This window comes from Caulobacter sp. GW821-FHT10A06, assembly GCF_059415805.1.
Genome location: NZ_JBWKNY010000004.1, coordinates 161260 through 186073 on the forward strand (window position 1 = coordinate 161260; position 24814 = coordinate 186073).

A 24814-nucleotide genomic window follows, 5' to 3' on the forward strand; every position below is an offset into this window, starting at 1 on the left:
CTACGCGGAAATCAGTCCCGGTCGCCCAGCTCTTCGTCTTCGTCCGAGCCTTGGTCCTCTGGACCTTCGTGCTCGCCCACCAGGGCGGGCGGATCGGCCAGGATCAGACGTTCGCCGATCTTGACCTCGGGCACAGCCGATCGCGTGAACGGCAGGTACCAGGTCGGGCCGCCCAGGTCGGGGGTGATCTCGAGAATGTCGCCGGCGCCGAAATTCTGGACGCTCTTCACGCGGCCCAAGAGAACGTCGGTGGCGATGTGGCGAACCGACAGGCCCACCAGGTCGGTCAGATAGAACTCGTCCTCGTCCGGCTCGGGCAGGGCCGAGCGGGGGACGTACAGGCGCAGGCCGCGCAGCGCGTCGGCGGCTTCCTTGCTGTCGACGCCGGGACACCGGCAGACGACGCCGTCCTTGGCCTTGCGCGCCGAGGCGATGGTCAGGGCGACCGAGCCGTCCTGGCGCTTCAGCGTCTTGAAGGCCGCGATGCTCATCGGCTCTTCGGTATAGGTCGTGATCCGCACCTCGCCGCGCACGCCGAAGCTGCCGGCCACGCGGCCGACCATGATCATCGGGTCATCGGGAGAGTTGGCCATGGTCTGGACAGAGTCGCGCCGCCGACCCGGAAAGGATCGACGGCGCTGGAACCCTGATTAGCCTTCCGAGGCTTCTTCGGCCGGAGCTTCAGCGGCCGGAGCCTCTTCAGCAGCGGCTTCAGCGGCCGGGGCTTCTTCAGCCGGAGCTTCTTCGACGGCCGGAGCAGCAGCGGCGGCGGCGGCTTCAGCAGCGGCGACCTTGGCGGCTTCAGCGACTTCGGCGGCAGCGGCCTTGGCGTCGGCTTCGGCTTGCTTGCGGTCTTCTTCGCGCTGGGCGCGCTCGGCGGTGCGTTCCTTGGCCTTCTTGCCCGGCTCGCCCTTTTGCGGGTTGTTGCCGTGGGTCCAGGCGACCAGGCCTTGGGCGGCCAGGAAGCGCGCGACGCGGTCGGTCGGCTGGGCGCCCTTCTTGAGCCACTCTTGGATCGACTCGACCTTCAGGGTGACGCGGTTGGCGTCGTCCTTCTTGAGGAGCGGGTTGTAGGTGCCGACCTTCTCGATGAAGCGGCCATCGCGCGGCGAGTGGCTGTCAGCGATGACGATCGAGTAGTACGGACGCTTCTTGGCGCCGCCACGGGCGAGACGGATCTTCAGCATTTGAGGTAGTCCTTAGGGTCTAAAGTTCTATTTCTTGAACGGGTTGAAGCCGGGCAGGCCCAGGCCGGAGAGAGGGTTGGGCTTGGCGTCGCCGCCACTCCCGAGGCCCGGCAGACCGGGCAGCCCCGGGACGCCGCCAAGGCCTCCCGCTGCGTTGGGATCGGGCTGGGGCATCTTTCCCCCGCCCATGTTCTTCATGCGGGCCATGTCGCCGCCGCCCATCATGGACGCCATGCGGGCCAGGCCCTTGCCGCCGTCCTTGGACATGGCCTTGAACATGTCGGCCATCTGGCGGTGCTGCTTGAGCAGGCGGTTGATCTCGGCGACGTCGACGCCCGAACCAGCGGCGATGCGACGCTTGCGCGAGGCGGCCAGGATGTCGGGCTTCTTGCGCTCTTCCTTGGTCATCGAGCTGATGATCGCCTGCTGGCGACGGAAGATGCTGTCGTCGATCCCGCTCTCGGAGATCTGCTTCTTGACCTTCTGGACACCGGGCAGCAGGCCCATGATGCCTTCCATGCCGCCCATCTTCTGCATCTGACGCAGTTGGGCGGCCAAGTCGTCCAGGTCGAACTTGCCCTTGGCCAGCTTCTTGGCCATGCGCTCGGCTTCGGCATGGTCGAGGTCGGCCGCGGCCTTCTCGACCAGCGCGACGACGTCGCCCTGGCCCAGGATCCGGCCGGCGACGCGGCGGGCGTCGAACACGTCCAGCTGGTCGATCTTTTCGCCGGCGCCCAGGAACTTGATCGGCAGGCCGGTGACGTGGCGCATCGACAGCGCAGCGCCGCCCCGGCCGTCGCCGTCGGCGCGGGTCAGGATCAGGCCGGTCAGCGGCAGGCGCTCGTGGAACGCCTTGGCCGTGCGCACGGCGTCCTGACCGGTCAGGCTGTCGGCGACCAGGATGGTTTCGGACGGCGTGGCGATGCGGGCGATTTCCGCCGCTTCGCTCATCATCGCCTCGTCCAGCGTGGTGCGGCCGGCGGTGTCGAGGATCAGGACGTCGTAGCCGCCCAGCTTGGCGGCGGTCAGGGCGCGCTTGGCGATGTCGGGCGCGCTCTGGCCGGCGACGATCGGCAGGCTTTCGACCTCGACCTGCTTGGCCAGGGTCGCCAGCTGCTCCATGGCGGCCGGGCGACGGGTGTCGAGCGAGGCGACCAGCACCTTCTTGCGCTCGGTCTTGGACAGGCGCAGGGCCAGCTTGCCGGTGGTGGTGGTCTTGCCCGAGCCCTGCAGGCCGGCCATCAGGATCACCGACGGCGGGTTCAGCGCCAGGTTCAGGCCGGTCGGGACTTCGCCACCCAGCATGTCGACCAGGCCGTCATAGACGATCTTGACCACTTGATCGGCCGGCTTGACCGAACGGATGACCGCTTCACCGCCGGCCAGTTCCTTGGCCTTGCTGATGAAGTCCTTGACGACCGGCAGGGCGACGTCGGCCTCGAGCAGGGCGACGCGAACTTCGCGCAGCGCCTCGTCGATGTCCTTTTCGGACAGCACGCCGCGACCGCCGAGGCGATCGAAGACGCCTGAAAGTCGCTCTGTAAGGCCGTCGAACATGCGAAACTCGCGTTAAACCAGGACCAAACGCAATCAGCCCCCATGGACGATCACGTCGATGGGGGTCCTCGCCGTCCTCGTCCGGATGGATCCTGCGCTAACAGGCCGGGGTCGTGACGGTGGAGGCGCTGCTGATAAAGCGCCGGAAGCCGGGGCTTATGCACAGAAAAGGCGGAAGAGTCAAAGGCGGGCCGCATGGACCCGCCTTGGTTTGGATCAGGCCGTGCCCAGGAAGTCGCGCTTGCCGACCTCGACGCCGTTGTGGCGCAGGATCGCGTAGGCGGTGGTGATGTGGAAGAAGAAGTTCGGCATCGCCTGGCCCTGCAGATAGTCCAGGCCGTTGAAGGTCTTGGTCTCGCCGCGGCGGACCAGCTGGACGTCACGGGCCTCGCCGCCGTCGAAGGCTGCCACGTCCAGGCCTTCCACGAAGGCGATGGCGCGGTCGATGCGGGCGATCAGGTCCTCGAACGAGGTCTCGACGTCATCCCAGGCCGGCACTTCGGCCTGGGCCAGGCGCGCGGCGCCGCCCTTGGCGAAGTCGGTGGCGATCTGAACCTGGCGGATCAGCGGGAACATGTCGGGGTACAGGCGCGCCTTCAGCAGGGCGTCGGGGTCCCACTTCTTGGCCTCGACCAGGGCGGCGGCCTTGGTCAGCACGCCCTTCAGACCCTTCAGGCCCTGGATGAACACGGGCACGCTGGCCTGGCGGATCGAGATCGACATGGGAAGCTCCGGGAAGACGATGCGCCTAGATAGAGCCGCCCGGTGACAACCGGAAGCGGAACGGTTGGCGCAAGCTGTGGGTTTTACAGCCTCAGAATTCCAACCGATGAGGTTCCCCATGAAAGTCAGCGACGCCATGACCAGCCAGGTCTCGGTCGCCCGTCCTACCGACAGCATCCGCAAGGTCGCCGAGACCATGGCCAAGGTCGACAGCGGCGTGGTGCCGATCGTCGAGAACGGCAAGGTGCTGGGCCTGGTCACCGACCGCGACATCGTCCTGCGCGTGGTCGCCGAAGGCCGCAGCTTCGACAGCCCGGTCTCGGAAGCCATGTCCGACGGTGAAGTGCTGAGCGTGAAGGAAGACGACATCCTGGCCGACGCCACCGCCAAGATGGCCAATAACCAGGTCCGCCGCCTGGTCGTGCTCAACGACGCCGGCAACCTGACCGGCATCCTCTCGCTGGGCGACGTCGCCAAGGACTACGGCGCCAAGCAGGTCGGCAAGACCCTGGAAGAGATCTCGCAGGAACCCGGCGACGCGGCGCACTAGGCGCTTTTCGACCAGGCAAAGAAAAAGGGCGGCCCCGCGAGGAGCCGCCCTTCGTCGTTCTTGGGATCGAAAGTCGCTTAGACCAGCGAGCTGTCGATGGCCTTGCAGGCTTCCATCAGGCCCTGGACCGACGCAACCGAGGCGGCGAACATCGCCTTCTCGGCTTCGTTGGTTTCGAACTCGACGATCTTCTCGGCGCCGCCGGCGCCGATGACGACCGGCACGCCGACATACAGGCCGTCCAGGCCGTACTGGCCGGTCAGGAAGGTGGCGCACGGCAGGACGCGCTTCTTGTCCTTCAGGTACGAGGTCGCCATGGCGATCGCGCTTTCGGCCGGCGCGTAGAAGGCCGAGCCGGTCTTCAGCAGGGCGACGATCTCGCCACCGCCCTTGCGGGTGCGCTCGACGATGGCGTCCAGCTTCTCTTGGGTCAGCCAGCCTTGCTTGACCAGTTCCGGCAGCGGCAGGCCGCCGACGGTCGAGTGACGGACCATCGGGACCATGTCGTCGCCGTGACCGCCCAGGGTCCAGGCGTGGATGTCTTCGACCGAGACGCCGGTGGCTTCGGCCAGGAAGTAGGCGAAGCGGGCCGAGTCCAGGACGCCGGCCATGCCGATGACCTTTTCCTTCGGCAGGCCCGAGAACTGCTGCAGGGCCCAGACCATCGCGTCGAGCGGGTTGGTGATGCAGATGACGAAGGCGTTCGGGGCGTGGGCCTTAATGCCTTCGCCCACGGCCTTCATGACCTTCAGGTTGATGCCCAGCAGGTCGTCGCGGCTCATGCCCGGCTTGCGCGGCACGCCGGCGGTCACGATGCAGACGTCGGCGCCGGCGATGTCGGCGTAGTCGTTGGCGCCCTTCAGGGCCACGTCCTTGCCGAACACGGCCGAGGCTTCGGCGATATCGAGCGCCTTACCCTGCGGGGTGCCTTCGGCGATGTCGAACAGGATCACGTCGCCCAGCTCTTCGCGAGCGGCGATGTGGGCCAGGGTGCCGCCGATCATGCCGGCGCCGATAAGGGCGATCTTCGCGCGAGCCATGGGGTCTCCATCAAGGCTGTGGACAGTGGAATGTCGCGGCGCGGTCTAGACCCGGAACGGTCCAGTCTCAAGCCCTCTTTCCGGTTTCGCTGCACTGCGACAAAGATGGCTGAACACCGATAAGGAGCACCGGGCATGAGCAAGACCGATCCGGGCCATTTCTTCGAGGACTTCCGCTTAAGCCAGCGGCTGGTCCACGCCACGCCCCGGACGGTCACGGCGGGCGATGTCGCGCTGTACACGGCGCTTTATGGACCCCGCTTTTCGCTGTTCTCGTCCGATGAATTCGCCAAGAGCTGTGGCCTTTCCGCCGCGCCGGTCGATCCGCTGATCGCCTTCCATGTGGTGTTCGGCAAGACGGTGCCGGACATCAGCCTGAACGCGGTGGCCAATCTGGGTTATGCCGAGGGCCGCTTCCTGGCTCCGGTGTTTCCGGGCGACACCCTGAGCGCCGTCTCCGACGTGATCGGGCTGAAGGAGAACTCCAACGGCAAGACCGGCGTCGTCTATGTGCGGACGACCGGGACGAACCAGCGCGGCGAGGCGGTGCTGTCTTACGTGCGCTGGGTGATGGTGCGGAAACGCGATCCGGACGCGAAGATCGTCGAGCAGGCGGTTCCAAACCTGTCGGCGGCGGTGGCTCCGGCCGATCTCACGGTTCCCGAGGGCCTGGATTTCAGCGGTTACGATTTCGCGCTGGCCGGCGCGCCGCACGCCTTCGAGGACTATGCGATCGGCGAGAAGATCGACCATGTCGACGGCATGGCGGTGGAAGAGGCCGAGCACCAGATGGCCACGCGGCTGTGGCAGAACACGGCCAAGGTCCATTTCAACCAGTTCGAGCGGAGCAAGGACCCGTCCGGCAAGCGCCTCGTTTATGGCGGCGTGGTGATCTCGATCGCCAAGGCGCTGTCGTTCAACGGATTGCAGAACGCCGGCCTGATCCTGGCGATCAACGGTGGCCGGCACGTGGCCCCGTTCTTCGCCGGCGGCACGGTGTTCGCCTGGAGCGAGGTGCTGGACAAGGCCGACCTGGGCGACGTCGGGGCCCTGCGGCTGCGGCTGGTCGCGACCAAGGACCGGCCGTGCGCGGACTTCCCGGACAAGGATGGCGAAGGGGTCTACGATCCGGCCGTCATTCTCGACTTCGACTATTGGGCGGCGGTTCCTAAGCGTGGCTGATTTCCAACTCGATCCGGCCTTCGTCGCCACGTCGCACAAGGTCGCTGACCTGCCGCTGTGCGAGGTGCGCCTGCAGGACGACAGCCGCTATCCGTGGCTGGTGTTGATCCCGCGCCAGCCGGACTTGCGGGAAATCGAGGAGCTGGATACCGCGCATCGAATCCAGCTGATGGAAGAGATCGTCCTGGCCGGGACCGCTGTTCGGGCTATTGGCGCCGCCTTGGGCCTTTCGATCGACAAGCTGAATGTCGGAGCCTTGGGCAATGTCACCGCCCAGCTGCACGTCCACGTCGTGGGTCGCCGCAAGGACGATCCGGCCTGGCCCGGTCCCGTCTGGGGCCACAGCCCGGCCAGCGCCTATTCGACCGAGGCCCTGGCCGCGCCGATCGCGGCGGCGCGCAAGGCCGTGAAGGCCTAGCGCCGCTTCTTGCTCGAGCTCTTCTTCGCCGTCGCCTTGCCGCGCTTGGCGGCAGTCGCCTTGACCTTGCCGCCCTTGCCCTTCTTGACGGCCGAGCCCTTGCCGCTCTTCTTGGCCGCCGCCGCGCACTTGGCCTTGGCCGCCTTCAGCGCCTTGCCTTTCTTGCCCTTGGTCGAGCAGGCGGGGGCGGCGGGCGCGGGGCGGCTGACGGCGGCGCGCTGGGCGACGGGCCAGACATAGGGGCCGCGCCGATCGGTCTCGTAGCCGGGCGGGGCCTGCGGGAGAATGTGCTCGGCGGTCACCGCCACGGCCTGGCCGTTCTCGGCCAACTCGCCGGTCCAGCGCTCATAGCCCGACGGCCGCAGGGTCAGGACCGTAGACTGGCCGCCCTTGGGGCTGAAGCGCACGACGACGGTGTCGCCCTCGCGGCGCAGGTCTTCCACGAGGCCCGTCGAGCCGACGCTGCCGGGGCGCCGCAGGTCGCGCCACGCGCCTTCCAGCTCGCCATAACCGCCGGCCTTGTCGACGATCTGCAGGGCGTAGATCTGGCCGCCGCCGGCGCCGGTGATATTCCAGCCGCCGTCCAGCGGACCTTGCAGACTCTGGGCCGCCGCCACCGAGCCCTTGACCCGCATCTCGTAGACCTGGGCGCGGGTCGGGCCGCCATCCGGCGCGACCGCCGCTTCCGGCGGCGGGATCGGCAGGATCACGCCACGATGCTTGGGCGCGGGTTTGCTGGCCGTCTCGGCCTCTTCCTCGTCGGTGGTCTGGCTGCTCTGTGAGATCAGGTCGGCCAGCGGATCGATGGCCTGCGGGACCTCGGCCGCCGGCGGCGCGGTGCTGACCGGCGCATCACTGATCGGCGGCGCCGAGACCTGCGGAACAGGCGCGGGCGCTGCCGGGGTCTGCGCCAGCGCGGGGCTGGCGACCATGACGACGGAGAGAACGATAGCCCGCATCAGAAACCTTCAACTGCCCCCTAGGCGGAAGCCGACCTCGCCGCGATAGCCTCCGCCACCGCGACCAGGCGCTCGGCCTGCGCCAGATGCAGACGTTCGGCCATCTTGCCGTCCACCCGCAAGGCGCCTTTGCCAGAATTTTCGGGCGCGTTGAAGGCGGCGATCACCGCGCGGCTCCAGGCCAGGTCCTCCGGCGAGGGCGAGAACACCCGGTTGCAGATCTCCAGATGCTTGGGATGGATGAGAGTCTTGCCGTCGAAACCGAAGTCGACGCCCTGCACGCAGACCGCCTCCAGCGCGTCCAGGTCCTCGATGTCGTTGTGCACGCCGTCCAGGATGGTCAGGCCATGAGCGCGCGCGGCGGCCACCGACAGGGTCAGCAGCGGCAGGAACGGCGCGCGGTCCGGCGTCTGGCGGGCTCGCATCTCCTTGGCGAAGTCGTTGACGCCCATCACCCAGGTCGACAGCCGCGTGCCGTGGACCGCGCCGGCGATCTCCCACAGGTGGAATGCGGCCTTGGCGGTCTCGATCATGGTCCAGAGGCGCGTGTGCGGCGGCGCGCCGTTCAGGTGTTGGTCGTAGAGGCGCACGTCGGCCGCGTCGTCGACCTTGGGGACTAGCACCGCGTCCGCCCCCGCCTCGGCGGCCGCCCGCAGGTCCTCATGCCCCCAGGGGGTGTCCAGGCCGTTGACCCGGATCACCACCTCGCGCGCTCCGAAGCCGCCGGCCCTGACCGCCGCCACGGCCGCCTCGCGCGCCGCCGGTTTGGTCTCGGGCGCGACGGCGTCCTCCAGGTCCAGGATAATCACGTCGGCGTCCAGCGTGCGCGCCTTCTCGACCGCCTTGGCGTTGGAGGCGGGCATGTAGAGAGCGCTGCGGCGCGGACGAATAGCGGTGTCAGACATGCGAGAACTCCCTTGGCCCTTCGACCCTAAGCATCGCCGCGCCGCGGCAAAAGCCTTCCCTTAGGCGCATGCGAGCGTAGGATCGCCGACATGAGCACCCGTTACGACAAGAGCGCCCGGAACGTCCTGGGCGGCGAGCTGGCCGCCTGTTCGATGGACCCGGTCACCGGCTTCTATCGCAACGGCTGCTGTGAGACGGGTCCGCACGACCTGGGTTTGCACACCGTCTGCGCGGTGATGACCGACGATTTCTTGGCTTTCTCCAAGGCGCAGGGCAACGACCTTTCCACGCCGCGCCCCGAACTGGCCTTCCAGGGCCTGAAGGCCGGCGACCGCTGGTGCCTGTGCGCCGGTCGCTGGAAAGAGGCCCTCGACGCTGGCATGGCGCCCCAGGTGGTGCTGGAAGCCACCCACGAGGAGATGCTGGCCATCGTCACCCTGGGGGTGCTGAAGGATCACGCGGTGGCGTAGAGGCCGGCGCTCCATCTTGTCGCAACCTCCGAAATATACGACAAATGGAAAACGCCAAAAGGGCGAGTTCCGGGAGGTCGAGTGATGGACAAGCGTCTTGTCGCGTTCAGCCTGTTGTTGTCCCTGGTCGCCGGAAGCGCGGTCGCTGACGGGCAGCACTTCGCCACCGCACCGACCCAGAAGGCGGCCAAGCGCCTGGCCACCGAGCAGGCGAAGGCGACGGCCAAGGATCTGGCCCAGTGCTACCACCCCGCGCGTCAGGTCGATGACTGTCAGGCCGTCGAGGGTGGCTTCCGCTGCCGGGCCGAGACCTCGGCCAAGTACAGCAGCTGCAAGCGCGCCGGTTGGGTGAACGAATATACTGCTGAGCCTTTGAGCCGCCTGCGCTACATCGGCTGGCGCAATCCCGCCGCCGAGTTCTGGCCCCTAGACACCTATCGCGGTCCGGTCCCGGCGCCCGCCTACGGCCTGTACCTGCCGCACGACGCGGGGCCGTCCCCGCCGCCGGCCTTCCCGAACTAGACGCTCACCAGCGGATATTCCTGTTCCAGCCGATAGGCCGAGCCTTCGCTGGTCTGCCAGCTGGAATAGAGGCCGAAGCGGTCGACGCGGAAGCTGGGCGAGCGCAGCAGGTTGTTGGCCTGGATCCAGGCGCCGACCTCGGGCACGGCGGCGCGCTTCAGATAGGCCAGGGTGACGTGCGGCGTGTAGAGCCGGCCTTCGGGCTTGAGCTCGGCCGCGCGGGCGGCGCTTTCATTGGCTTTTTGCAGGCGGCGCAGCGGCGCGTTGTCCTCGACCCCCGCCCAGACGGCGTGGATATCGGGGCCTTCGCCGAAATGGCCGACGCCGGCCAAGGCCAGGTCGAAGGCCGGCGCCTCGATCTGGGCCAGGGCCTCGTCCAGGTCGGCGGCGACCGGCTCCTGCACGTCGCCGATGAAGCGCAGGGTGATGTGGAACGCCTCCAGCGGCCGCCAGCGCGCGCCCTCGATCCCGTACTGGCGCGGGAGCAGGCCCTGGCCGATGTCGGGCGGAACGGCGATGGCGGTGAAGAGGCGGATCATCGCGGTCTGACGCCTACGGGCAGGGGTTGGGGTGCTGGGCGTGGATGGCGTTGACCGCCGTCTCCAGCTCGTCGGTCCAGGCCAGGTCGAAGGCGTCGATGGCGGTCGTCAGCTGGTCCATCGAGGTCGCGCCGATGATGGTGGCGGTCACGAACGGGCGGGTGTCGCAGAACTTCAGCGCCAGCTGGGCCGGGTCGATGCCCTTGGCCTTGGCCAGGTCGACATAGGCGCGGAACGCCTCCTGCGAGCCCGGGCCTTCATAACGCTGCATGCGGTTGTAGAGCGCCTTGCGCGAGCCGGCCGGCAGGGCGCCGTCCAGGTACTTGCCGGTCAGCTGGCCCTGGGCCAGCGGCGAATAGGCCAGCAGGCCGACCTGTTCGCGCATGGCGATCTCGGCCAGGCCGTATTCGAAGGTGCGGTTGGCCAGGTGATAGGCGTTCTGGATCGAGGCGATGCGCGGCAGGCCCTTGGTCTCGCTCTCGGCCAGGAACTTCATCACGCCCCAGGGGAACTCGTTGGAGACGCCCAGGTGGCGGATCGAGCCCTTCTTCACATGCTTGTCCAGCGCCTCGAGAATGTCGCCGAAGGCCTCGAAGTTCTGGTCGTAGTCCTTGTAGGCCTGGCCGCCGAACACCCGCACCTGCCGGTCGGGCCAGTGCAGCTGGTAGAGGTCCAGATAGTCGGTCTTCAGGCGGCGCAGCGAGCCCTCGACGGCCTCGTCGATCTGGGCCTTGGTCTGGCGGGTCACCGAGCCATCCTTGCGCATCCACGGCAGGCCGCCGAAGGCCGCGCCCTGGCCGGCGACCTTGGAGGCCAGCACGATCTCGTGACGCTTGCCGGTCTTCTCCAGCCAGGAGCCGATATATTGCTCGGTCCGGCCTTGCGTCTCGGCATTGGGCGGGCTGGCGTACATCTCGGCCGTGTCCCAGAAATTGACCCCGCGACCCAGCGCGTAGTCCATCTGCTGGTGGGCCTGCGCTTCACTATTCTGCGAGCCCCAAGTCATGGTGCCCAGGCAACAGCGCGAGACGGACACGTCCGTGCGGCCCAGCTTGACGTATTCCATCGGCGACGCGCCCCTGTTTTGCCTTGTGTGGGGAGCTTTCTAAGGGCGTCTGCCGTTGTCCCGCAAGGCGCGGCGCCGATCAGCTGTACTCCCGAATGCATACCATGAACGCATCGCGGAGGGGGATTGCGCCACGGGCCGGGACACCCGATATTCAGGATCGCGTCCACCGTGGACGCTCTAGCTCAAGGGCTTAATTCGATGAACGACTTCAACCGCGACTACGCGCGCTCGATCCCGGCGGATCGCGCCGACATGTCGGTTGACGCCGGCCTGCGTAGTTTCATGCTCGGCGTCTACAACAAGGTGGCGCTGGGTCTCCTGCTGTCGGCAGGCCTGGCCTTCCTGACCAGCGCCTATCAACCGGTCGCCAGCCTGCTGTACGTGCTGACCCCGGACGGCCGCCTTGCCGGCTTTACCCTGGCCGGCACGATCATCCGCTTCGCCCCGCTGGCGATGATGCTGGTCGCCATGTTCGCCATGAAGAACCCGACCGCCCGTTCGTCGGGCGCGCTGTACTGGGCGCTGGTGGCGTCGATGGGCGCGGGCCTGGGCGTGTGGCTGCTGGCCTATACCGGCGCCTCGGTGGCCTCGACCTTCCTGATCACCGCCATCGCCTTCGGCGGCCTCAGCCTGTTCGGCTACACGACCAAGAAGGACCTGACCGGCTTCGGCAGCTTCCTGATCATGGGCGTGATCGGCCTGATGATCGCCTCGCTGGCCCAGATGTTCCTGCACCTGCCGGGCCTGTCGTTCATCATCAGCCTGCTGGGCGTGTTCATCTTCGCGGGCCTGATCGCCTACGACACCCAGCGCCTGAAGATGACCTACTACGCCCTGGGCGGCGACCAGCAGTCGATGGCCGTGGCCACCAACTATGGCGCGCTGAGCCTGTATCTGAACTTCATCAACCTCTTCCAATTCCTGCTCAGCATCCTGGGCACGCGTCGCTAAGACGAGCGGAAGGGTCGAAAGATCGAGCCCCGGCGGGAAACCGCCGGGGCTTTTTCTTTGGCCCGTTCGCACCCACATGGATGGGGATGGAGACGACGATGATCCGAGCCTTCGCCCTGACAGTCGCGATGATGGTCGCCACCGGCGCGCATGCCGAGACGATCCCGGCCTATCCGCCGATGAAGACGCCGAACCTCTCCACGCCCCTGAACCTGAAGCCCGTTGGCCCGGTGGAGCTGCGCTACGCCCAGGCCCCTGCTCCTCTGCCCCGAGGTGTCGCTCGGACAGCGATCGAACGGCGCGAAGGTGCGGTCTCGGGCGGGGTGGGCGTGCTGTGTGGCATCCAGCCCAGCGCGGACACCAGCGGCATCGGCACGGCGCGCGGCTACGACAATGACGGCCGCTTCGTCGGCGCCAAGCTGGGCTTTTCGTTCTAGTCGACGACCGAGAACTTGCCCTTCTCGAACACCCGCAGCACCAGCGGCAGCTCGTGGCCGCGCTTGAGGATCTGGCCGCCTTGGCCGAACACCGCCCAGGCGCCCTGCTTGCGGGCCAGGGATGGATGTTTCTCGACGCGGTACAGCGGGGCCTCGGCGGCGTGGCGGAAGATCGAAAACACCGCCCGGTCCGAAAGTCCCGCGATCCCGTAGTCGCGCCACTCGCCCGCCGCGACCATCCGGCCGTACAGGCGCATCAGCTGATCCAGCTCGCGGCGCTCGAAAAAGACGACGCCGCCGACGGGTGCGGTGGGATGGGAATCCAGGGCCATCCCGTGAATCTAAGCCCAAATCGGCCGAATGGAACAGTCCCGCCCGCCTTCCAGACGATCCGTGTCGCGACGGTCACGCCGGACGAAAATGACACCACATGGTCACGGTGCGCCGCGATATGACCTTATTTCGGTCCATCGCCCGCCTGTTTGCGGGTCGATAACAACATCGTCGGCTGATCGGACACCCCACGGTCTCGGATCCTGAACAGCCCCCCCAGCCCCCCAGATCGCGGGCCGGTCAGCCGACAAACTCTATATCCCCTCCCCCAATTAGCCCGCGCGGTTCTCCCCCCACCGCGCGGGCTTTTTGCATTCGCAAATCCGAAAAACTCCCGCCGCAAAACGACCTTGGTTCGGCCCAGACCTCGCCCGAACCGGCCGCGATAAAGAGAGCGTCGACGAAGAGCGGACCGGGTTCCTGTCCAGCCCCCCAGCCCGCCCGGTCACGAGACGCTTCTCGCCGACATGCAAAAGGAACCCGCGTGGCCCGTCCCCTCCGGTCACGCGGGTTTTTTGTTGTCTGAAATCCAGGGAGCTTAGCGCTCGGTCTTGGTCGTCTCGAGGACGCCCAGGATGCGGCCGCCCTTGGCGCCCTGCACCAGGATCACCGTCTCCAGGTCGGAGTCGGCGCCGATCGCGGTCGGCAGGCGATAGAGCTTGGGCCGACCCGTCCAGACGCCCAGCTTGACCAGCTCGCGCACCACATTGCGGTGGACCAGGGTCTGGCCCTTGTTGTCGCCGCGCTTGACGGCGATGTCCTGCTCGCGCGGGTCGTAGCGCACCAGCCAGACCTCACCGCCGCCGCGCGGGGCGGGGCCCGAGCCGACCGCGACGCGGGTCTTGCCGATGAACTCGATGTCGGGCGCATTCAGTGGGGTGCGCTTGGCCGTCTTGACCAGATCCTGCACCGCCTCAGCCTTGGCGCCCGAGGCCTGGACGCGGCCGGCGATCACCACCTGGGGCGTAGGCACGTCGCGCAGGGCGAACTTCTTGGCGTAGGCGCGCTGACGCTCGGCGAAGACCGGCTTGGCGAAGGTGTCCTTCCAGCCGAGATAGTCCCAGTAGTCGACCGAATAGGTCAGGGCCAGGACGCCGTCGTCCTTGGCCAGGTCGGCCGCAACCTGATTGGCCTTGCCGCAGGACGAGCAGCCCTGGGCCGTGAACAGCTCGACCACCACCGGCGCCTTTTGGGCCCACGCGGCGGGAACGAGAACGCCGGACAGGGCCAGGGCGAGCAGGGGGAGGACGGCCTTACGCATTGCGGGTCACTTAAGCCAAGAACGCCCCGGATAGCCGTTCACGAGGCCGTGAATAGCACCGGTCCATGGGGAGAAAACGTTGTCACCGCCCCCTCCAACGAAAAACGGCCGGCCCCTAAGGGAGCCGGCCGCCTTTTTCAGGTCTGAACCCGCCGCTTAGCTGGCCGACTTGGCCAGGTTGCGCAGCACGTAGTTCAGGACGCCGCCGTTCTTGAAGTACTCGAGCTCGGTCGGCGTATCGATGCGGCAACGCACCGGGAAGCGGGCGATGCGGCCATCGGTCGGGCGGTAGAGCTCGACGATCAGCTGCTTGCGCGGGGCCAGGTCGGTGAGGCCGCGGATCGAGACGATCTCCTCGCCGGTCAGCTCCAGCTTTTGCCAGCCGTCCTGCACGAACTGCAGCGGCAGCACGCCCATGCCGACCAGGTTCGAGCGGTGGATACGCTCGAAGCTTTCGCAGATCACCGCGCGGACGCCCAGGAGCTTGGTGCCCTTGGCGGCCCAGTCACGCGACGAGCCGGTGCCGTATTCCTTGCCGCCGAACACGACCGCCGGACGGCCTTCGGCCTGGTACTTCATGGCCGCGTCGTAGATCGACATCACTTCGCCGGTCGGGAAGTGCTTGGTCACGCCGCCTTCGATGTCGGGCGTGATCTTGTTGCGGATGCGGATGTTGGCGAACGTGCCGCGCATCATCACCTGGTGGTTGCCGCGACGCGCGCCGTAGCCGTTGAAGTCCACCGGCTCAACGCCCTGGTCGATCAGGTACTGACCAGCCGGGCTGGACGTCTTGATCGAACCGGCCGGGCTGATGTGGTCGGTGGTGATCGAGTCGCCGAACACGGCCAGGACGCGGGCTTCCACGATGTCGGTCACCGGAGCCGGCGTCATCGACATGTTGGGGAAGTACGGCGGGTTCTGGACGTAGGTCGAGTCCCCTTCCCAGGCGTAGGTCTGGCCGCCGGTCACCTTGATGCCCTGCCAGTTCTTGTCGCCCTTGAAGACGTCGCCGTAACGGGTGGCGAACATCTTCTCGTTGATGGCCTTGCGCTGCAGGGCGGCGATGTCTTCGTTCGAAGGCCAGATGTCCTTCAGGAAGACGTCGTTGCCCTTCTTGTCCTGACCGATCGGCTGGGTGGCCAGGTCGATCTTCAGCGAGCCGGCCAGGGCGTAGGCCACCACCAGCGGCGGCGAGGCCAGGTAGTTGGCGCGCACGTCCGGGTTCACGCGGCCTTCGAAGTTGCGGTTGCCCGACAGGACCGAGCACGCCACCAGGTCGGCGTCGTTGATGGTCTTGCTGATGGCTTCCGGCAGCGGACCCGAGTTGCCGATGCAGGTGGTGCAGCCGTAGCCGACCAGGTTGAAGCCCAGGGCGTCGAGGTGCTTGGTCAGGCCGGCCTTGGCCAGGTAGTCGGTGACCACCTGCGAACCGGGCGCCAGCGAGGTCTTCACCCACGGCTTGGTCTTCAGGCCCTTGGCGACCGCGTTCTTGGCCAGCAGGCCGGCGGCGATCAGGACCGAGGGGTTGGAGGTGTTGGTGCACGAGGTGATGGCGGCGATGACCACGTCGCCGTGGCCGACGTCGAAGTTTTCACCTTCCACCGGGGCGCGCAGGTCGGGCTGTTCGGCCTTGCCGAACTCACCGGTCAGCGACTCGGCGAACTTGACCGAGGCGTCGGCCAGCAGGACGCGGTCCTGCGGGCGCTTGGGACCAGCCAGCGACGGCTGAACCGACGACAGGTCCAGTTCCAGGGTGTCGGTGAAGGTCGGCTCGGCGACGCCGGGCTCCCACCACAGACCTTGTTCCTTGGCGTAGGCTTCGACCAGGGCGACGCGCTCGGCCGAACGGCCGGTGCCCTTCAGGAAGGCCACGGTGGCGGCCGAGATCGGGAAGAAGCCGCAGGTGGCGCCGTATTCCGGAGCCATGTTGGCGATCGTCGCCTGGTCTTCCAGGGTCAGGTTGGCCAGGGCGTCGCCGTAGAATTCGACGAACTTGCCGACCACGCCCTTCTTGCGCAGCATCTGGGTGACGGTCAGCACCAGGTCGGTCGCGGTCGCGCCTTCCGGCATGGCGCCGGTCAGCTTGAAGCCGATGACTTCCGGGATCAGCATCGGGATCGGCTGGCCCAGCATGGCCGCTTCAGCCTCGATGCCGCCGACGCCCCAGCCCAGAACGGCCAGGCCGTTGACCATGGTGGTGTGGCTGTCGGTGCCGACGACGGTGTCGGGATAGGCGACTTCGGCGCCGTCGACTTCGTTGGTCCAGACGGTCTGGGCCAGGTATTCCAGGTTCACCTGGTGGCAGATGCCGGTGCCGGGCGGGACAACGCGGAAGTTGTTGAACGCCGACGAGCCCCAACGCAGGAAGCGATAGCGCTCGATGTTGCGCTCGTACTCGCGCTTGACGTTGTCGTCATAGGCTTTCGGGTTGCCGAAGTTGTCGACCATCACCGAGTGGTCGATGACCAGGTCGACCGGGTTCAGCGGGTTGATCTTGGCCGGGTTGGCGCCCAGGGCGACCATGGCGTCGCGCATCGCGGCCAGGTCGACGACGGCGGGAACGCCCGTGAAGTCCTGCATCAGCACGCGCGCGGGGCGGAAGCTGATTTCGTGCTCGACCGCGCCCTTGTTCTGCAGCCAGGCGGCGACGGCCTTCAGGTCGTCTTCGTTGACCGAGACGCCGTCTTCGTTACGCAGCAGGTTTTCCAGCAGCACCTTCATCGAGACCGGCAGCGAGGCCGTTCCGGCAAGACCGGCTTCCTCGGCGGCGCGAAGGCTGTAATAGACGTAAGACTTGTTGCCGACCTTGATTTCCCGGCGGGCTTTCAGGCTGTCTACAGACGCCATTCTAAGGATCCTTCTCTGTCCACGGCCGCCCGAAAACCTCTCCCGGGATCACGCGCTAATCGGAAGGGACGCACAGGTTCCGCCTCCGCGCCGCGTACCACCCTGAACGACTGGAGGGGGGCGACCGGCCGCTTCTTAGCGCCACCTCTGCCCAACGTCCATGTCGCGCGCGGGGTCTTGGCATGTTGAGAGTTGTTCTCATTAAGGATCTGGCGATTTCGCGTGGCGAGCGAAGGCTGTTTTCGGGCCTGAACTTGACCTTGGGCGCCGGTGAGGCGGCGGCGCTGGTCGGCCGTAACGGCGCGGGCAAGACCAGCCTGCTTCGATCCGTCGCGGGGCTGCTGCGTCCCGCCGAGGGCGCGATCGCCTTCGAGGGCGAGGCCGGATCGATCGAGGCCGAGACCGCGCGGGCCGAGCACCTGCACTTGCTAGGACACCAGGACGGGCTGAAATCCAGCCGCACGGCCTGGGAGGAGCTGCGGTTCCAGACGCTGTGGACTGGCGGAACCGAGGAGTCCGCGCGGGCCGCCGCCGACCGTTTCGACCTCAACCGCCTGCTGGATCTGGAGGTCCGCCGCCTGTCGGCCGGCCAGCGTCGGCGCCTGGCCCTGGCGCGGCTGGCGGCCAGTCCTCGGTGGTTGTGGCTGCTGGACGAGCCGATGGCGCCGCTGGACGCGGCCCAGCGCACGGCGTTCGGGGCGGTGATGGCCGAGCACCTGGCGGGTGGCGGCATGATCCTGGCCTCGGTGCACGATCCGCTGCCCATTCCCGCCCGGTCAGTGGAGGTCGGCGCATGAAGGCGTTCGGCGTCCTCCTGCGGCGGGAGCTGGCCCTGGCCTGGGGCCGAGGCGGCGGGCCGCTGCTGGCCCTCACCTTCTATGCCTGCGTCGTCGTGCTGCTGCCGATGGCCTCGGGCCGCGCGCCCGAGCGGCTGGCGGCGATCGCGCCGGGCATCGCCTGGCTGGCCCTGGCCCTGGCGGCGCTGCTGTCCCTCGAGCGCCTGTTCGAGCGCGACTACGAGGATGGAACCCTGGATCTGCTGGCCCTGGGTCCCGCGCCGCTGGAGGCCGTCGCCGTCGCCAAGTGCCTGGCCCAGTGGCTGGCCACCGGCGCGCCCCTGGCCCTGGCGGCTCCGGTCGCGGCGTTGATGCTGGGCGCGGAGGTGAAGGTCATGCCGCTCTTGGTACTTTGCGCCCTGGCTGGAGGCCTGGCCTTCGCGTTCCTGGGCGGGCTGGGCGCGAGCCTAGCGCTGGGCAGCAAGCGCGGCGGCCTGCTGGTGGCGGTGATCGTCCTGCCGCTGTTCGCCCCGCCGGTGATCTTCGGGGCCGGGGCGCTGGACGGGTATTCGGCGGGGCTGCCGTGGACCGGCGGGCTGCTGCTGCTGTTGGCCTATTGCGTGGCGGCGTTGGCGTTGTCGCCGGTGGCGATGGGCGCGGCGTGCCGGAACGCGCTGGATTAGCGGGCCCGCAAACCTCGTCCTTCGACAAGCTCAGGATGAGGTTTTCTACTGAAACGCCATAAAAGTAGCCCTCATCCTGAGCCTGTCGAAGGACGAGGGCGGCCCCTCAGGCCGTCGGCGCCACCGTCGCCTGCACATCCCCGATCGCCGCCTTCTTCTCCCCCAGCACCACCAGCAAACTCCCGCCGATGATCAGCGCGCCGCCGGCGAACAGCGCCGCCGTCAGGTGATCGCCGAACAGCAGCACGCCGCAGGCCGCGCCGATCAGGGGCTCGATATTGATGAACACCCCGGCGCTGGCCGCCCCGACGCGCGCGGCGCCGTACTGCCAGGCGGCGGTGGCCAGCAAGGTCGCCAGCACGCCCTGGGCCACGATCGCGGCCCAGACGGGGGCAGTCAGATCCAGCTTCGGCGGACCGTGCATGAAGAACGCGATCGGCAGCACCGTCGCGGCCGCCACGATGATCGACACCGCCGGAATGGCCATGGCGTTCGGGGCCTTCGGCGCGCGACGCAGGGTCAGCAGCCAGGCCAGGAACAGGAACAGCGCCCCGATCGACAGGGCCACGCCGTAGGGCGAGCTGGCCCCGTCGGGCTTGCCGGCGATGCAGGCCGCGCCCAGGGTCGCCGCCGCCACCCCGGCCCACGACATGCGCGAGACCTTCTCGCCCAACACCTTGGCGCTGACGGCGATCAGGGCCGGCATCGCGCCGACCAGCAGGGCCGCCACCGTCACCGACACGTGGGCTAGGCCCTCGAACTGGACCATGAAGGCCACGCCGTAGAGCACGCCGGCCAACAGCACGACCGGCGACTTGAACAGGGCCCGCACCTCGGGAGCGCGCAAGGCGAACGGCGCGGCGGCCAGGGCGGCCACCGCGAAGCGCAGCAGCACCATGTGGCTGGAGTCCGTCTGGGTCAGGATCAGCTTGCCGGTCGGGAAGCCCAGACCCCAGCAGAGGCCCGCCATGGCCAGGGCGACGAAAGCGAGCGACTTCATGGCGGTCTCCACGGCGTAAGCGAGCGGGCAGGCGCGCACGGCGGCTCGCGCGCGCTGTCTAGAGGATGACGATCCCGGATGTGGCAGCTGACATAACGCGCGGCAGCTTGAGCGCAAGGCGCGTGTCTCAGCCGCCCGCCAATCATGTAACATTGTTCATGAATCCGGACATTTTCGCGCCATATCGCGATGGCCAAGCTCTCGCCCATCAACACCCCCATCAACACCAGAGGGAGCTCACAACCCATGCGTAATCTGCTTGTTCGCCTGGCGCTCGCGGGCGCCGCCGTCACCGTGCTGACCGCCGGCGGCGCCTCGGCCCAGATCCCTGCGCCGCCGCCCCCGCCGGCTCCGCCCGCGCCCCCGGCCCCGCCGCTGCCGCCCCTGGACGCCCTGATGGCCATGGGTCCGGACATGGCCATGATGGGTCCCCACTTCCGCGCCCCGGATCCGGAGAAGCGCGCCCAGCGCCTGCGCGACGTCCTGCAGCTGCGTCCTGACCAGGACCGCGCCCTGAAGGCCTATGTCGAAGCCACCGCGCCCAAGCCCTTCGTGATCAAGAAGGAAGCGGCCAAGGACGGCGCTGAGCCCGCCCCGCCGACCACGCTGGAGCGCCTGGACCACATGACCAAGGCCGCCGACGCCATGAAGGCTCGCGCCGAAGCCACCCGCGCCTTCTACCTGGCCCTGACCCCCAGCCAGCAGAAGACCTTCGACGTGCTGGGCATGGACGGCCGCGACGGCGGCGGTTTCCACGTCCACCGCCTCGACACGCGCGGCCCGCAGGTCTTCAAGAACGGCGACCGCAAGGTCATTATTCAACGCAAGGTCGGCTGACCCCGATCGAGCGTGAAGGCGCGGCGTGCCTGCACACGTCGCGTCTTCTCCGCCTCAGTAGCCATACGGCCATTGCCCGCGCCGACGCGCCGCTCTAGAGCGTGGACATGGACGCGCGCCACACGTTCGATTTCCTGACCAATCCCGAGCGGTTCATGGCCTTCTCGCGATGGGCCGCGCCGCTATTGGGCGCGCTGTCCGCGATCGCCGCCATCGCCGGCCTGGTCATGACCTTCCTCGTTCCCGAGGACTATCAGCAGGGCGACACGGTGCGGATGATGTTCATCCACATCCCGGCCGCCTCGCTGTCGATCTTCATCTATGTCTGCTTAGGGGTCGCCAGCTTCCTGGCGCTGGTCTTCCGGCAAGCCCTGGCCGATCTCGCCGCCCAGGCCTGCGCCCCGATCGGCGCGGTCTATACGCTGCTGGCCCTGATCACTGGCTCGCTGTGGGGCAAGCCGATGTGGGGCACCTGGTGGGTGTGGGACGCCCGCCTGACCTCGGTGCTGGTGCTGCTGCTGTTCTATCTGGGCTACATGGCCCTGCGCGGATCGCTGGAAGACGAGCAGAAGGCCGCCCGCGCCGCTGCCATCCTCGCTTTGGTCGGCCTGATCAACCTGCCGATCGTCAAGTTCTCGGTCGACTGGTGGAACACCCTGCACCAGGGCTCCTCGACCTTCATGGCCAAGAAGGGCGACGGCCTGCCGGCGATCTATGCCTGGCCGGCGGTGCTGATGGGCCTGGCCTATCTGGGCGGTTTCGGAGCGCTGTGGCTGGTGCGTATCCGGGCGCTCGTCTGGCGGCGCAAGGCCCGCAGCCTGTCGCTGAAACTGGCCGAGACCGCCCGATGAGCTTCGACTTCGACGCCGGCAAGTACGCCGCCTATCTGTGGCCGGCCTTCGCCATCTCGGCGGTGGCCTTCGCCTGGCTGATCGCCGACAGCGTGGCCGGCGCCCGCCGCTGGAAGCAGCAGGCCGAACGCCTGCAGGCCGAGCTGGACGCGTTGAAATCGTGAAGCGCTGGCTGGCCTTTACGCCCCTGGCGGTGCTGATCGCCCTGGCGGTCCTGTTCGCGGGCTATGCCCTCAAGCGAGACCCGCACGTCCAGCCGCACGCCCTGGTCGGCAAGGCCATGCCGGCCCCGCTGCTGCCCGAGCTGGCCAGCGGCCGCAACGCGCCGATCCGCCAACCGAGCGACGGCCCCATTCTCGTGAACTTCTTCGCCTCGTGGTGCGCCCCCTGCGAGGTCGAGCACCCGCAGCTGATGGCCTTGAAGGCCCAGGGCGTGAAGGTGGTCGGCATCGCCTACAAGGACGCGCCGGCCAATACCCAGGCCTTCCTGGGCCGCCTGGGCGACCCCTTTGCCGAGCGCCTGGTCGACCGTGACGGCCGCGCCGGCTTCGAGTTCGGCGTCACCGGCGTGCCCGAGACCTATCTGGTCGGCTCCGACGGCATGATCATCGCCAAGCACACCGGCCCGCTGACGCCCGACGCGGCCGAAGAGCTGCTGAAGAAGGCCCGCTAGCCCTTCACCGAGACGCAGGTCTTGGGCCCCGCGGTCAGGCGCTCCAGGCCAGCGATCATGGCCAGCGCCTCATCCTTCGTGACCGGACGCAGGGCGCCGCGCCCCTCGGCGACCTGGTAGTCGCAATCCAGCAGCTTGAAGGGCGGCTTCTCGTCGGTCGTGTGGCGCTCGACCACCATCCGGCCAGCCGACGTCCAGACCGAGCTCACGTCCGTCACCAGCACCTGGCGTTCCGGCGAACGGACCCAGGTCTCGCCCTTGCTCCCGACCGAGATCTGGTAGCCGTTCGGCAGAACCTGCTTGCCCGGCATCATCGAGCCGACCATGGCGGCGATGAACAGCCCGACCGCGATCAGGACGATCAGGAAGATGATCTTCTGGCGGTTCACGGGCTCTCCGGGGAACTAGGTGCGCTCACTGGTCGCGGACCTATCCTGTTAACTCCGCGTTGACCATACTCGCCGAAGTTCTGTTAACCATGTTACAGTCCGCGTCATGAGCAACGTCCGTCCCGCCGGTTGGCCGTCCGTCCCGTCGAAGCCCGCGTCCGCACCCGCCTCGGGTCCGGCCGCTTCGACGCGCGCGGCGTTCTTCCAGCAGGCCCTGGGCGACGCGGCGCCCACTCGTCCGGCCGCCGCGCCCTCGACGGTGCAGATGCAGACCATGGCTCAGCCCCAGCAGCGCCCCGCGCCGGCCAAGCCGTTCGTGCAGCCGGAAACCCAGCCGCAGAAGATCCTGCGCCCGGGCTCGCTGCTGAATATTGTGGTCTAAAAACCCCGAGGTTTAGGCCGCCTTTTTCGCGGCCTTGTCCTTTTTGGGCTTCTTGTCCTTTTTCGGCTTCTCGGCCTTCGGCGCCTTCAGCTTCTTGGCCTTGGGCTCGGTTTCGGCCGGGTGCAGTTCGGCGCCCGCCATGTCGGAGAGCAGGTCCAGGAAGCCTTCGCGCTTGCCGGGCTTCAGCAGGGCCAGGATGCGGGCGTCGGCCATGCCGACCATCGGGCGGATGGTCTCCAGCGCTTCGCGGCCGGCCTCGGTCAGGCGGACACTGTTTGCGCGGGCGTCTTCGCTGGAGCGCTGACGCTCCAGGTGGCCCTTGGTGATCATGCGGGCGACCATGTCGGCCAGGGTCGAGCGGTCGATGCCGGTGGCGCGGACCAGGGCCGTCTGGGTGACGCCCTCGTTCTCGGCCACGGCGGCCAGCACGGCGAACTGGCGCTGGGTGACCCCGGCCTCGCCGCACTCTTCGGCATAGATGTCGAGCGCCAGTTGCAGGACCCGGTGCAGCAGGTGGCTGGGCGAGCGCTCCAGGAGACCCCCGACCGTCTTCTCGCCCTTGCTCTTGGCCATGCTCGCGTCCCCAAAATCCGCACGGCCTGCCTCGGCCGACGGAAGAACGCTACCATCCTAACACGTCGATTTGACGACAACGGTCCGTGGACGGCGGATACCTAGAAGCCGGCGTCCGGGGGCTCTACGGCCGTCGGCTCGTCGCCCTTGGCCATGTGCTTCATCATGAAGGGCACCTGGGTGGCGACGAACACCAGCGCCAGGGGCAACAGACCGATACGGAACTTCACCCAGGTGTCGGTGCCTTGGGTATTGCGGACGATCTCGTTCAGCAGGGCGACCACCGCGAAATAGCCGCCATAACGCAGGGTCAGGGTCCGCCAGGCTGCGTCGGGCAAGTGCAGGGCCTCGCCCATGATCAGCTTCAGCGGCTGGCGACCCGTCAGCACACCGCCGAACAGGAAGGCGGCCAGGGCCAGGTTGATCACCGTCACCTTGACCTTCACGAACACGTCGCTGTGGAAGATAAGACCCAGCGTGCCGAAGATCAGCGCCATGCCGCCGAAGAATAGCGGCAGCAAGGCCAGGCGGCGCTCGACCGCATAGCCGATGGCCAGGGCCGCGGCCGAGGCGGCCACCAGCACCCACGTCGCCTTCTGGAAGTCCTTGGTGATGAAATAGGCCGCGCCGAACGCCAGGGCCGCGCCGTAGTCGACGACCGTCCGAACCCAGCCGTTGTTCTTCTTGGGGGCCCCTTGGGGTGTTTCGGCGGACGCTTCGCTCACGGATCAGTCCTTCAGGCCGACGAGGGAGCGCGAGAAGGCGCGGGCGTCGAATGGTTGCAAGTCCTCGACGCCTTCGCCCACGCCGATCAGCTTGATCGGGCTGTCGGAGGCGCGCGCCACCGGCACCAGCACCCCGCCGCGCGCGGTGCCGTCCAGCTTGGTCATGACAATCCCGGACACGCCGACCTGGTTGCCGAAGATCTTCTCCTGGGCCAGGGCGTTGCGGCCGACCGTGGCGTCCAAAACGAGCAGGGTCTCGTGCGGATAGTCCGGATCGACCTTCTTCACGACACGGATGACTTTCAGCAGCTCGTCCATCAGGCCCTGCTTGTTCTGCAGGCGGCCGGCGGTGTCGATCAGCACGACGTCATAGTGCTCGGCCTTGGCGCGCTCGACAGCCTCATAGGCCAGGGCGGCGGCGTCCGAACCGGTGGGCTTGGACATGAAGTCGGCCCCGGCCCGGTCGGCCCAGACCTTCAGCTGCTCGACGGCGGCGGCGCGGAAGGTGTCGCCGGCGGCGATGAGGACGCGGGCGCCCTTCTCGGTCAGGTCGGCGGCGATCTTGCCCAGGGTCGTGGTCTTGCCCGAGCCGTTGACGCCGATGAACAGCACCACATAGGGGCGCGGACCGTTCAGGGGATCGAAGTCGCCCTGGCGGTCGGACAGTTCGGCGGCGATCAGCTCGGCCAGGGCTTCCTTGACCTCGTCATCAGTCGACGACTTGCCAAAGCGCGCCTTGCCGAAGGCCTCGGTGATGCGGGCGGCGATCTGCGGACCAAGATCGGCCTCGATCAGCATCTCTTCCAGCGCGTCCAGCTGTTCCTGGTCCAGGGGCTTCTTGGTGAAGACCCCGGTGACCTGGTCGGTCATCTGCTGGGAGGACCGGGTCAGGCCTGACGTGAGGCGCTGGAACCAGCCTTTTTTCTGCTCGGGCTTATCGCTCATCCGCGCTCCTTTAGGGGAACGGGCGAAAG

At 67.8% G+C, this 24814-nt stretch carries 31 protein-coding genes; 14 read left to right on the forward strand and 17 right to left on the reverse strand.

Annotated elements, in window-relative coordinates; genetic code table 11:
• Positions 1 to 11: 11 nt before the first annotated feature.
• From rimM to AC07NF_RS12185, 4 genes are all read right to left on the reverse strand, one after another.
• Positions 12 to 593 carry a ribosome maturation factor RimM gene (gene rimM / locus AC07NF_RS12170; RefSeq protein ID WP_494626179.1) on the reverse strand — a complete coding sequence of 194 codons (582 nt, stop codon included), beginning with the start codon at positions 591 to 593 and terminating at the stop codon, positions 12 to 14.
• A 57-nt stretch (positions 594 to 650) separates the two neighbouring features.
• Complete coding sequence (gene rpsP / locus AC07NF_RS12175) at positions 651 to 1187, reverse strand: 30S ribosomal protein S16 (protein ID WP_494626181.1); 537 nt, start codon at positions 1185 to 1187, stop codon at positions 651 to 653.
• Positions 1188 to 1214: 27 nt separating this feature from the next.
• Complete coding sequence (gene ffh / locus AC07NF_RS12180; protein ID WP_492816293.1) at positions 1215 to 2744, reverse strand: signal recognition particle protein; 1530 nt, start codon at positions 2742 to 2744, stop codon at positions 1215 to 1217.
• A 216-nt stretch (positions 2745 to 2960) separates the two neighbouring features.
• Complete coding sequence (locus tag AC07NF_RS12185; protein ID WP_494626183.1) at positions 2961 to 3467, reverse strand: DUF1993 domain-containing protein; 507 nt, start codon at positions 3465 to 3467, stop codon at positions 2961 to 2963.
• A 118-nt stretch (positions 3468 to 3585) separates the two neighbouring features.
• Between AC07NF_RS12185 and AC07NF_RS12190 the strand changes: the two genes are divergently transcribed.
• On the forward strand, positions 3586 to 4017 hold the full coding sequence (locus AC07NF_RS12190) for a CBS domain-containing protein (RefSeq protein ID WP_492816289.1): 432 nt from the start codon (positions 3586 to 3588) through the stop codon (positions 4015 to 4017).
• A 77-nt stretch (positions 4018 to 4094) separates the two neighbouring features.
• Here the strand turns inward: AC07NF_RS12190 and mdh are convergent, their stop codons facing one another.
• On the reverse strand, positions 4095 to 5057 hold the full coding sequence (gene mdh / locus AC07NF_RS12195) for a malate dehydrogenase (protein WP_492816287.1): 963 nt from the start codon (positions 5055 to 5057) through the stop codon (positions 4095 to 4097).
• Positions 5058 to 5192: 135 nt separating this feature from the next.
• Between mdh and AC07NF_RS12200 the strand changes: the two genes are divergently transcribed.
• A complete protein-coding gene (locus AC07NF_RS12200; RefSeq protein WP_494626186.1) occupies positions 5193 to 6239 on the forward strand; it encodes a MaoC family dehydratase in 1047 nt (348 codons plus the stop codon).
• Positions 6232 to 6657: an HIT domain-containing protein gene (locus tag AC07NF_RS12205; protein ID WP_494626188.1), complete on the forward strand. Its 426-nt coding sequence runs from the start codon at positions 6232 to 6234 to the stop codon at positions 6655 to 6657. The genes AC07NF_RS12200 and AC07NF_RS12205 overlap by 8 nt, the downstream gene beginning before the upstream one ends.
• Here the strand turns inward: AC07NF_RS12205 and AC07NF_RS12210 are convergent.
• Positions 6654 to 7616, reverse strand: coding sequence for a hypothetical protein (locus tag AC07NF_RS12210; protein WP_494626190.1), 963 nt, complete (start codon positions 7614 to 7616; stop codon positions 6654 to 6656). The two genes, AC07NF_RS12205 and AC07NF_RS12210, sit on opposite strands and share 4 nt — an antisense overlap.
• A 20-nt stretch (positions 7617 to 7636) precedes the next feature.
• On the reverse strand, positions 7637 to 8521 hold the full coding sequence (locus AC07NF_RS12215; protein ID WP_494626192.1) for an HpcH/HpaI aldolase/citrate lyase family protein: 885 nt from the start codon (positions 8519 to 8521) through the stop codon (positions 7637 to 7639).
• 90 nt (positions 8522 to 8611) lie between these two features.
• Here AC07NF_RS12215 and AC07NF_RS12220 point away from each other — a divergent pair, with 90 nt between their 5' ends.
• Positions 8612 to 8992, forward strand: coding sequence for a DUF2237 family protein (locus tag AC07NF_RS12220; RefSeq protein WP_492816277.1), 381 nt, complete (start codon positions 8612 to 8614; stop codon positions 8990 to 8992).
• Positions 8993 to 9076: 84 nt separating this feature from the next.
• Complete coding sequence (locus tag AC07NF_RS12225) at positions 9077 to 9514, forward strand: hypothetical protein (protein WP_494626194.1); 438 nt, start codon at positions 9077 to 9079, stop codon at positions 9512 to 9514.
• Here the strand turns inward: AC07NF_RS12225 and thpR are convergent.
• Together thpR and AC07NF_RS12235 are read right to left on the reverse strand one after the other, a co-directional pair.
• Positions 9511 to 10053, reverse strand: coding sequence for an RNA 2',3'-cyclic phosphodiesterase (gene thpR / locus AC07NF_RS12230; protein ID WP_494626196.1), 543 nt, complete (start codon positions 10051 to 10053; stop codon positions 9511 to 9513). The genes AC07NF_RS12225 and thpR overlap by 4 nt on opposite strands.
• A 13-nt stretch (positions 10054 to 10066) precedes the next feature.
• Positions 10067 to 11119, reverse strand: coding sequence for an aldo/keto reductase (locus AC07NF_RS12235; RefSeq protein ID WP_492816271.1), 1053 nt, complete (start codon positions 11117 to 11119; stop codon positions 10067 to 10069).
• Positions 11120 to 11320: 201 nt separating this feature from the next.
• On the opposite strand from AC07NF_RS12235, the gene AC07NF_RS12240 reads away from it, so the two are divergent.
• Together AC07NF_RS12240 and AC07NF_RS12245 are read left to right on the forward strand one after the other, a co-directional pair.
• Positions 11321 to 12073 (forward strand): Bax inhibitor-1/YccA family protein, encoded by a 753-nt coding sequence (locus AC07NF_RS12240; protein ID WP_492816269.1) that lies wholly within the window; start codon positions 11321 to 11323, stop codon positions 12071 to 12073.
• A 98-nt stretch (positions 12074 to 12171) separates the two neighbouring features.
• Positions 12172 to 12510, forward strand: a complete 339-nt coding sequence (locus AC07NF_RS12245) for a hypothetical protein (protein ID WP_494626199.1) — start codon at positions 12172 to 12174, stop codon at positions 12508 to 12510.
• On the opposite strand, the gene AC07NF_RS12250 is transcribed toward AC07NF_RS12245, so the two are convergent.
• The 3 genes from AC07NF_RS12250 to acnA all read right to left on the reverse strand — a co-directional run bounded on the left by AC07NF_RS12250 (position 12507) and on the right by acnA (position 16951).
• Positions 12507 to 12842 (reverse strand): DUF2794 domain-containing protein, encoded by a 336-nt coding sequence (locus tag AC07NF_RS12250; RefSeq protein ID WP_492816265.1) that lies wholly within the window; start codon positions 12840 to 12842, stop codon positions 12507 to 12509. The genes AC07NF_RS12245 and AC07NF_RS12250 overlap by 4 nt on opposite strands.
• Positions 12843 to 13381: 539 nt before the next feature.
• Positions 13382 to 14104 carry a DUF1223 domain-containing protein gene (locus AC07NF_RS12255; RefSeq protein ID WP_494626202.1) on the reverse strand — a complete coding sequence of 241 codons (723 nt, stop codon included), beginning with the start codon at positions 14102 to 14104 and terminating at the stop codon, positions 13382 to 13384.
• Positions 14105 to 14260: 156 nt separating this feature from the next.
• Positions 14261 to 16951 (reverse strand): aconitate hydratase AcnA, encoded by a 2691-nt coding sequence (gene acnA, locus AC07NF_RS12260; RefSeq protein ID WP_494626204.1) that lies wholly within the window; start codon positions 16949 to 16951, stop codon positions 14261 to 14263.
• A 182-nt stretch (positions 16952 to 17133) separates the two neighbouring features.
• On the opposite strand from acnA, the gene ccmA reads away from it, so the two are divergent.
• Both ccmA and ccmB read left to right on the forward strand, forming a co-directional pair.
• Positions 17134 to 17748 (forward strand): heme ABC exporter ATP-binding protein CcmA, encoded by a 615-nt coding sequence (gene ccmA, locus AC07NF_RS12265; RefSeq protein WP_494626206.1) that lies wholly within the window; start codon positions 17134 to 17136, stop codon positions 17746 to 17748.
• Positions 17745 to 18410, forward strand: a complete 666-nt coding sequence (ccmB, locus tag AC07NF_RS12270; protein ID WP_494626208.1) for a heme exporter protein CcmB — start codon at positions 17745 to 17747, stop codon at positions 18408 to 18410. The genes ccmA and ccmB overlap by 4 nt, the downstream gene beginning before the upstream one ends.
• A gap of 106 nt (positions 18411 to 18516) precedes the next feature.
• Here the strand turns inward: ccmB and AC07NF_RS12275 are convergent, their stop codons facing one another.
• Positions 18517 to 19410 (reverse strand): DMT family transporter, encoded by an 894-nt coding sequence (locus AC07NF_RS12275; RefSeq protein WP_494626210.1) that lies wholly within the window; start codon positions 19408 to 19410, stop codon positions 18517 to 18519.
• 246 nt (positions 19411 to 19656) lie between these two features.
• Between AC07NF_RS12275 and AC07NF_RS12280 the strand changes: the two genes are divergently transcribed.
• The 4 genes from AC07NF_RS12280 (at position 19657) to AC07NF_RS12295 (ending at position 21771) form a co-directional block, all read left to right on the forward strand.
• Positions 19657 to 20247, forward strand: coding sequence for a Spy/CpxP family protein refolding chaperone (locus AC07NF_RS12280; RefSeq protein ID WP_494626212.1), 591 nt, complete (start codon positions 19657 to 19659; stop codon positions 20245 to 20247).
• A gap of 107 nt (positions 20248 to 20354) precedes the next feature.
• Entirely contained in the window at positions 20355 to 21098 is a 744-nt protein-coding gene (gene ccmC / locus AC07NF_RS12285; RefSeq protein WP_494626214.1) for a heme ABC transporter permease CcmC, read from the forward strand.
• Positions 21095 to 21262 (forward strand): heme exporter protein CcmD, encoded by a 168-nt coding sequence (gene ccmD / locus AC07NF_RS12290; RefSeq protein ID WP_494626216.1) that lies wholly within the window; start codon positions 21095 to 21097, stop codon positions 21260 to 21262. Before ccmC ends, ccmD begins: the two co-directional genes overlap by 4 nt.
• Positions 21259 to 21771 carry a DsbE family thiol:disulfide interchange protein gene (locus AC07NF_RS12295; protein WP_494626218.1) on the forward strand — a complete coding sequence of 171 codons (513 nt, stop codon included), beginning with the start codon at positions 21259 to 21261 and terminating at the stop codon, positions 21769 to 21771. The genes ccmD and AC07NF_RS12295 overlap by 4 nt, the downstream gene beginning before the upstream one ends.
• Here AC07NF_RS12295 and AC07NF_RS12300 read toward each other — a convergent pair.
• Entirely contained in the window at positions 21768 to 22160 is a 393-nt protein-coding gene (locus tag AC07NF_RS12300) for a hypothetical protein (protein WP_494626220.1), read from the reverse strand. The genes AC07NF_RS12295 and AC07NF_RS12300 overlap by 4 nt on opposite strands.
• 106 nt (positions 22161 to 22266) lie before the next feature.
• Between AC07NF_RS12300 and AC07NF_RS12305 the strand changes: the two genes are divergently transcribed.
• Positions 22267 to 22542 (forward strand): hypothetical protein, encoded by a 276-nt coding sequence (locus AC07NF_RS12305; RefSeq protein ID WP_494626222.1) that lies wholly within the window; start codon positions 22267 to 22269, stop codon positions 22540 to 22542.
• Between the two features lie 12 nt (positions 22543 to 22554).
• On the opposite strand, the gene AC07NF_RS12310 is transcribed toward AC07NF_RS12305, so the two are convergent.
• The 3 genes from AC07NF_RS12310 to ftsY all read right to left on the reverse strand — a co-directional run bounded on the left by AC07NF_RS12310 (position 22555) and on the right by ftsY (position 24785).
• Complete coding sequence (locus AC07NF_RS12310; RefSeq protein ID WP_492816239.1) at positions 22555 to 23115, reverse strand: MarR family winged helix-turn-helix transcriptional regulator; 561 nt, start codon at positions 23113 to 23115, stop codon at positions 22555 to 22557.
• A 101-nt stretch (positions 23116 to 23216) separates the two neighbouring features.
• A complete protein-coding gene (locus AC07NF_RS12315; RefSeq protein WP_494626224.1) occupies positions 23217 to 23840 on the reverse strand; it encodes an inner membrane-spanning protein YciB in 624 nt (207 codons plus the stop codon).
• 3 nt (positions 23841 to 23843) lie between these two features.
• Positions 23844 to 24785 (reverse strand): signal recognition particle-docking protein FtsY, encoded by a 942-nt coding sequence (ftsY, locus tag AC07NF_RS12320; RefSeq protein ID WP_454718510.1) that lies wholly within the window; start codon positions 24783 to 24785, stop codon positions 23844 to 23846.
• Positions 24786 to 24814: the final 29 nt, after the last annotated feature.

What these genes read in the sequence shown, in the direction of transcription:
- AC07NF_RS12200 (WP_494626186.1), top strand. Translation starts at nt 5,193, where the DNA reads ATGAGCAAGACCGATCCGGGCCATTTCTTCGAGGACTTCCGCTTAAGC.
- AC07NF_RS12310 (WP_492816239.1), bottom strand. Translation starts at nt 23,115, where the DNA reads ATGGCCAAGAGCAAGGGCGAGAAGACGGTCGGGGGTCTCCTGGAGCGC.
- ccmD (WP_494626216.1), top strand. Translation starts at nt 21,095, where the DNA reads ATGAGCTTCGACTTCGACGCCGGCAAGTACGCCGCCTATCTGTGGCCG.
- acnA (WP_494626204.1), bottom strand. Translation starts at nt 16,951, where the DNA reads ATGGCGTCTGTAGACAGCCTGAAAGCCCGCCGGGAAATCAAGGTCGGC.
- AC07NF_RS12255 (WP_494626202.1), bottom strand. Translation starts at nt 14,104, where the DNA reads ATGCGTAAGGCCGTCCTCCCCCTGCTCGCCCTGGCCCTGTCCGGCGTT.
- AC07NF_RS12190 (WP_492816289.1), top strand. Translation starts at nt 3,586, where the DNA reads ATGAAAGTCAGCGACGCCATGACCAGCCAGGTCTCGGTCGCCCGTCCT.
- AC07NF_RS12240 (WP_492816269.1), top strand. Translation starts at nt 11,321, where the DNA reads ATGAACGACTTCAACCGCGACTACGCGCGCTCGATCCCGGCGGATCGC.
- AC07NF_RS12210 (WP_494626190.1), bottom strand. Translation starts at nt 7,616, where the DNA reads ATGCGGGCTATCGTTCTCTCCGTCGTCATGGTCGCCAGCCCCGCGCTG.
- thpR (WP_494626196.1), bottom strand. Translation starts at nt 10,053, where the DNA reads ATGATCCGCCTCTTCACCGCCATCGCCGTTCCGCCCGACATCGGCCAG.
- rpsP (WP_494626181.1), bottom strand. Translation starts at nt 1,187, where the DNA reads ATGCTGAAGATCCGTCTCGCCCGTGGCGGCGCCAAGAAGCGTCCGTAC.
- AC07NF_RS12225 (WP_494626194.1), top strand. Translation starts at nt 9,077, where the DNA reads ATGGACAAGCGTCTTGTCGCGTTCAGCCTGTTGTTGTCCCTGGTCGCC.
- rimM (WP_494626179.1), bottom strand. Translation starts at nt 593, where the DNA reads ATGGCCAACTCTCCCGATGACCCGATGATCATGGTCGGCCGCGTGGCC.
- AC07NF_RS12280 (WP_494626212.1), top strand. Translation starts at nt 19,657, where the DNA reads ATGCGTAATCTGCTTGTTCGCCTGGCGCTCGCGGGCGCCGCCGTCACC.
- AC07NF_RS12185 (WP_494626183.1), bottom strand. Translation starts at nt 3,467, where the DNA reads ATGTCGATCTCGATCCGCCAGGCCAGCGTGCCCGTGTTCATCCAGGGC.
- AC07NF_RS12235 (WP_492816271.1), bottom strand. Translation starts at nt 11,119, where the DNA reads ATGGAATACGTCAAGCTGGGCCGCACGGACGTGTCCGTCTCGCGCTGT.
- AC07NF_RS12305 (WP_494626222.1), top strand. Translation starts at nt 22,267, where the DNA reads ATGAGCAACGTCCGTCCCGCCGGTTGGCCGTCCGTCCCGTCGAAGCCC.
- AC07NF_RS12275 (WP_494626210.1), bottom strand. Translation starts at nt 19,410, where the DNA reads ATGAAGTCGCTCGCTTTCGTCGCCCTGGCCATGGCGGGCCTCTGCTGG.
- AC07NF_RS12250 (WP_492816265.1), bottom strand. Translation starts at nt 12,842, where the DNA reads ATGGCCCTGGATTCCCATCCCACCGCACCCGTCGGCGGCGTCGTCTTT.
- AC07NF_RS12215 (WP_494626192.1), bottom strand. Translation starts at nt 8,521, where the DNA reads ATGTCTGACACCGCTATTCGTCCGCGCCGCAGCGCTCTCTACATGCCC.
- ccmA (WP_494626206.1), top strand. Translation starts at nt 17,134, where the DNA reads ATGTTGAGAGTTGTTCTCATTAAGGATCTGGCGATTTCGCGTGGCGAG.
- ccmC (WP_494626214.1), top strand. Translation starts at nt 20,355, where the DNA reads ATGGACGCGCGCCACACGTTCGATTTCCTGACCAATCCCGAGCGGTTC.
- mdh (WP_492816287.1), bottom strand. Translation starts at nt 5,057, where the DNA reads ATGGCTCGCGCGAAGATCGCCCTTATCGGCGCCGGCATGATCGGCGGC.
- ccmB (WP_494626208.1), top strand. Translation starts at nt 17,745, where the DNA reads ATGAAGGCGTTCGGCGTCCTCCTGCGGCGGGAGCTGGCCCTGGCCTGG.
- ffh (WP_492816293.1), bottom strand. Translation starts at nt 2,744, where the DNA reads ATGTTCGACGGCCTTACAGAGCGACTTTCAGGCGTCTTCGATCGCCTC.
- AC07NF_RS12220 (WP_492816277.1), top strand. Translation starts at nt 8,612, where the DNA reads ATGAGCACCCGTTACGACAAGAGCGCCCGGAACGTCCTGGGCGGCGAG.
- ftsY (WP_454718510.1), bottom strand. Translation starts at nt 24,785, where the DNA reads ATGAGCGATAAGCCCGAGCAGAAAAAAGGCTGGTTCCAGCGCCTCACG.
- AC07NF_RS12245 (WP_494626199.1), top strand. Translation starts at nt 12,172, where the DNA reads ATGATCCGAGCCTTCGCCCTGACAGTCGCGATGATGGTCGCCACCGGC.